Annotated in this window: 5 protein-coding genes; all 5 read left to right on the top strand. The window is 66.8% G+C overall.

All coding sequences use genetic code 11. From position 1 onward, the window contains the following. Positions 1 to 242: 242 nt before the first annotated feature. The 5 genes from LCE31_RS38370 (at position 243) to LCE31_RS38350 (ending at position 3,035) form a co-directional block, all read left to right on the top strand. Positions 243 to 689 (top strand): hypothetical protein, encoded by a 447-nt coding sequence (locus tag LCE31_RS38370; protein WP_225022808.1) that lies wholly within the window; start codon positions 243 to 245, stop codon positions 687 to 689. Positions 690 to 697: 8 nt separating this feature from the next. Beyond that, complete coding sequence (locus LCE31_RS38365; protein WP_225022807.1) at positions 698 to 1,411, top strand: hypothetical protein; 714 nt, start codon at positions 698 to 700, stop codon at positions 1,409 to 1,411. Further along, positions 1,408 to 1,929, top strand: a complete 522-nt coding sequence (locus LCE31_RS38360; protein WP_225022806.1) for a hypothetical protein — start codon at positions 1,408 to 1,410, stop codon at positions 1,927 to 1,929. The genes LCE31_RS38365 and LCE31_RS38360 overlap by 4 nt, the downstream gene beginning before the upstream one ends. Continuing rightward, positions 1,926 to 2,654 (top strand): LuxR C-terminal-related transcriptional regulator, encoded by a 729-nt coding sequence (locus LCE31_RS41050; protein WP_225022805.1) that lies wholly within the window; start codon positions 1,926 to 1,928, stop codon positions 2,652 to 2,654. The genes LCE31_RS38360 and LCE31_RS41050 overlap by 4 nt, the downstream gene beginning before the upstream one ends. A gap of 90 nt (positions 2,655 to 2,744) precedes the next feature. Further along, entirely contained in the window at positions 2,745 to 3,035 is a 291-nt protein-coding gene (locus LCE31_RS38350) for a hypothetical protein (RefSeq protein ID WP_225022804.1), read from the top strand. Positions 3,036 to 3,101: the final 66 nt, after the last annotated feature.

Below are 3,101 nucleotides of genomic sequence, written 5' to 3'. Positions count from 1 at the left end.
GGTCTGACCTCTGGGCTGGGCCCCTTTGTCGTACCCCGATCCGGCTTAAGCATTGTGCATGCAATGCTTAACGGGTAGTCTGGTGGAACCAACCCCCCCCCCGCCGAAAGGCACCCCGCCCATGTGCGACTGCGGACGCTGCTGCCCCAACTGCGGACCCCACGACGCCACCTGCGCCAGCCAGATCGATGACGGCCAGGACTACGACCCCACCGACGACTACGAACTCTAAGGAGCACCCCATGGCCGTCGACGTCGACTTCCACCGCGTCATCGTCTGCGCCCCCATCACCTACATCCCTACCGGCCGACTCACCGGCGTCACCGTGATCGCCCCACCCGACGGCAGCTTCGACCCGACCGCTATCCGCGTCACCCGCGTCCAGGACATCCGTCCCGGTGACCTCGCCCTCGGCACGATCCAGCACCACTACGGCCCCCGGCTCGAGCCCCTCGACCACGCCCAGTGGGTGTCCTACTTCTCGAGCGTCCCGAAGCCGCAGAAGGGTGGTGCCCGGCCGTGGAATCCCTCGCATTGCGACCAGTGCCTCCACGAGGGCGAGATCTGGGGGATCAGCCGCGATGCCGGCTGGATCAGCGTTGATGGCTGCACTCTCTACCGGCCCGACGCACTGCTACTCGTCATCCCGCGTGAACTTTGCCCGGCCGTCAACGACGACATCTTCTGAGGAGAGCCATGAATGACCCGACGTCTAACCGTGAGCGGGAGATCAGGGCCCGCGTCGACGCTGCCACGCCCGGCCCGTGGGGGACTGTCAGGGACCTGACCGGCACGTACACGATCCAGCATGGGACACGTCGCCAGCTGGAGGAGGGGTTCGCTTCGGACGGGAGGGTGGCTGTCCTGACCGGGTACGAGGAGACTGCGTACGCGAACGGTTCGTTTATTGCTCGTGCCCGCCAGGACATGACATGGCTGCTCGATCGAGTTGCGAACCTTCGCACTGAGCTGGAGCGTCGCGCGTCAATGTTGCGTGAGAGTCGCGAAGTCGTCAGTAGGTTGCGTGACGAGCGCGATGCCTATACGGCTGCCGCCGTCCGCTGCGCGTTGGAGGACGCCGCCGACGATCTGGTCGCTGTCGACCCGGTCGAGTGGGCGCTGGCTGGCCAGCACGCCGGACACGATGCGGCAAACCGTGTTCGCACCCGTGCTGCCGTCGTGGCGCCCCCGGCTGCCGATGACTCCGACGAGGCCACTGCCGAGCACCACACGGTCGACGGCACGCGCTACCTCTGCCATCGCGACGATCACTACTGCCCGGCCCGCAAGTGCGGATGGAACCCGACAACCGCCACACCGGACTGCGACTTCGACCCGGACTGCCCGGTGCACGGGCGCTGGGCCCGTGAGCAGGGCACCCCCACCCAGAGCGAGGAGACAACCCGATGACCAGCACCACCTGGGCAGGCCCCCAGGGAGACCAGTGGGACAAGCTCGACAGTGACCTCAACGCGTGGGCCGCCACGATCGACTGGGCCGCCTACCAGCAGGCGGAGGAGCAGTACCTCCAGTGGGCGTACAAGGCCCTCGCCGCCGTCACCGCCTACGCCTGTGAGCTCTCCGACGAGGAACTCCAAGCGCTGGAGGCGGACCGGCGAGCACATGCCGACGTGTACCCCGCGGGGAAGAGGCGGACCTGGAGCCCGCGGTACTCGGCAGCGAAGCTGGTCGAGCACCGTTCTGAGCGGATCATGCGGGCCACGCAGGCGAACATGACCCAGCTGCGGTCGTTCGGTATCGCCGCGCGCGACGCGGGTCTTGCGGTTGTCGCGCAGGGCCTGATCCGGGATGCGGCGGTGGTCGAGTATCTGGCGGGTCCGTGGCTGCGGAGGGGGCATGTGTTCCCGCAGCATGTGCGGGTGTCGTGGGACGACTTCCCGGCTGGCGTGCAGGGCGGTACCGAGTGACCCCCGCCGGGGAGGGCCCGTCACCCACCAGTGACGGGCCCGACCTCTCAGACCGGCAACGCGCCATCCTCTGGCATCGCGCGCAAGGCCTCACCGGACCCCAAATAGCCCGCACCGAGCACATTTCCGTCAGCACCCTCGCCTACCACGAACAAGTCATCACCCTCAGGCTCGGCGCCCGCAACATCACCCATGCCGTCCATCTGGCCACCAGCCAACGCCTCTTCACGAGCACTCCACAGTCAAGCAGCGACAGTGACCACCTGGGTGACCTCGGAGTCCGCATCCGCATCGAACGCGATTCCCGAGGATGGACCAGCCTCGATCTCGCCCAGCGGTCCGGGCTCGGGGAGAGCACCGTCAAGTACATCGAGGGCGGCCGTTCCAATGTGTACGTGACATCGCTGCGCCGCATCGCGGACGCCCTCGGCACATCGGTCGGACAACTATTGTCTGATGAGTGGAGGCCGCCCGCTCCACAGCGTGAGGTGCTGGTGTTGAGCGATCGGCAGGCCCAGGCGCTGTGGCTGACTCTCGTTGAGGGGATGACGTTGCAGCAGGCAGCGACTGTCGCTCATGCGTCGCGGGAAGTTATGGGCTCCCGTCTGACGCATGCCTACAGGGCACTGGGTGTGGGGCATCTGCCGCAGGCGGAGCGAAGAGTGGAGGCGCTGCGGGTGGCCGGCGAGCATGGCTTGATACCCGGCAATCCCTACGTGGCGTGACTATCGATTCGGACATCTTCGACACGTCCACCGGCCGGAGAATCATGCACCCGGCCGGTTCGTAACTCAAAGCAACAAGAAGGGATCATTGTGAAGGCTGCACGATTCGCCGCGGCGTACGCTGTCCTGACGGCCGCGCACGAGGTCGGCGACTACTGGTCCCAGCAGGACCGAGACGCCGTCGCCAAGGGCCGTCCCGGGAACGAGGGGCGAGCCGCCTGTGCACGGCACGTCGCCTCATACACGGCGACTCAGGGCTTGGCGCTCCTCGCCGCCGACCGGACGCTGCACCTCGGGATCGACTGGCGGCGTGCCGTAGTCGGCCTGGCCGTGTCCGCGGCTACGCACTATGTCATCGACCGGTCTGCTTATCTAGGGTGAGTGATTCCCTTCAGGTACGTGAGGCAAGTAGGGTGGATCTCTACTTGCCTGCACGATATCTGGGGG

It is taken from the genome of Streptomyces sp. 8L, assembly GCF_020176795.1.
Taxonomy (GTDB): domain Bacteria; phylum Actinomycetota; class Actinomycetes; order Streptomycetales; family Streptomycetaceae; genus Streptomyces.
Note: the sequence above shows the minus strand (reverse complement) of the source record. Positions and strands in the feature narration are given on the sequence as shown.